Source organism: Micromonospora craterilacus (genome assembly GCF_003236315.1).
GTDB classification, from domain to species: Bacteria; Actinomycetota; Actinomycetes; order Mycobacteriales; family Micromonosporaceae; genus Micromonospora; species Micromonospora craterilacus.
In genome coordinates this window covers 1-1766 of sequence record NZ_POTY01000451.1, presented here as the reverse complement: position 1 = coordinate 1766, position 1766 = coordinate 1, and the positions used below count along the sequence as shown (strand labels likewise).

The 1766-nt window shown below is 77.0% G+C and carries 1 protein-coding gene; it reads right to left on the bottom strand.

Annotated features, from left to right (window positions below):
• Nucleotides 1–1766, bottom strand: a 1766-nt coding sequence (locus C1I95_RS33705) for a M28 family peptidase (RefSeq protein WP_111220136.1), incomplete at both ends; no start/stop codon positions are given.

Genomic DNA, 1766 nt, shown 5'->3' with positions numbered 1-1766 from the left:
GCGTCGAACCGGTCGACGGCGAGGCCGACCCCGGCGAACACCACCGCCGCCAGTGCGGCGGCGCCGGCCGGCAGCGCGCCGAGTCGGCGGGCCCGCACCGCCACCATGCCCCGCTGGCCGCCGGCCTCCGGGTGCAGCAGGTCCACCACCGGCAGGGCGGCCAGGCCGAGCAGCACCGCGAAGAGCGCCGCGACGCCGCCCATCGCCATGCCGAGCGCCGGGAAGAGCAGCACCACGGTCGGCAGCAGGACGACCACCCCCACCGCGCCGGCGAGGGTCACCGCGATCACCGGTAGCGGGCCGTCGAGGCGGGTGGCCACCGCCACCAGCCCGGCGATGGCACCGGCCAGGGCCGGCAGGGTTGCCAGGTACGCCCCGCCGGGCACCAGGATGGCGAGCAGTACGCCGAGCAGGGCCAGCCAGCCCAGCCCGCCGATGGCCAGCGCGGCCGGGCCGACCCGACGGCGGGTCAGCGCGTACCAGGCGAACAGGACCGCGGCGGCCAGCGCCAGCACGGCCAGCCGGTACCAGGTCGGCCGGTACGGGTCGAGCAGCTCGGCGTAGCCCGGCCGGATGGCGGTGATCGCCGCCCAGAGCAGCTGGGCGCCGACCGGCGCGACCACGATCGGCACCAGGGTCAGCGCGAACCCGGCGGCCAGCCGGCCACCGGTGACGCGGCCCCGTCGCCGGGCCAGCCAGCAGAGGACGACCACGCCGGCCAGTGCCAGCAGCGCCATCGGCAGCACGAGCCAGCCGGGATAGCGGGCCAGGCCGCCGGGGACCGGGAAGTAGGTGGCGTCGTGGCCGGCGCGCAGGTCGCCCAGGTCGATCCGGCCGAACTCGCGGGCGAGGCCCAGTGCGTTGTCCCCGTGGTGCTGGAGGCTGGCCCGGTCCATCGAGGTCGGGGTGTCCAGCGGGGTGTGGTAGATCGCCCCGCCGTCGAGGTACGCCGAGTTCAGCCCGACGAACCCTTCGTCGAGGAAGGCGGTGAAGTCGGTGTCGTTGGGCAGCGCGCGGTAGACCTCCACCGCGAACGAGGTGCCCACCGGGTGCGGCGCGGCGCGGCCGAACACGTCGACCAGCGCGGCGTTCTCCGGCGAGGTCTCGAACATGATCACCGGCCCGGTACGGCCGCGCGCCTCCAGGTTGAGCACCACCCCCTTACCGGCGGCCAGCGGATGGTCGGCGGCGAACGCGGAGGCCCCGCACAGGCACGCCTCCTCGGCGTCGGTGAGCACGAACACGACGTCGTTGCGGGGCCGGGGGCCGTTGGTCAGCGCGCGGGCCACCTCCAGGATGGTGGCCACCCCGGCACCGTCGTCGTTGCCGCCGGGGCCGGTCTGCACCGCGTCGTAGTGGGCGACCAGGAAGACCGTGCCGGTAGGCCCGGTGCCGGGCAGCCGGGCCACCACGTTGCGGACCCGGGCCAGGGTGGCGCCGCCCGCCGCGCCGCTGAGCTGGCCGGCCTCCTCGGCGACGGTGTCCTGCACCTCGGTCTCCAGGCCGAGGCCGCGCAGTACGGCCTCCAGGTGGGCACGGACCGCGTCGTTGGCCGGGCTGCCGGCGGCGTGCGTACGCCCGGCGACGTGCTGGACGTGCGGGTACGCCCGACCGGCGCTGAATTCTCCGGCCGGCGCGTCGGCCGGCCGTGGCGCCGGCGGACGCAGGTCGAGCAGCGCGCCCGCGCCGACGGCGAGGAGCGCGACGAGCGCTGCCAGCGCGGCGAGGGGGCGTCGGGGCGGCCGGCAGAAGGCACGGTCGGCGGC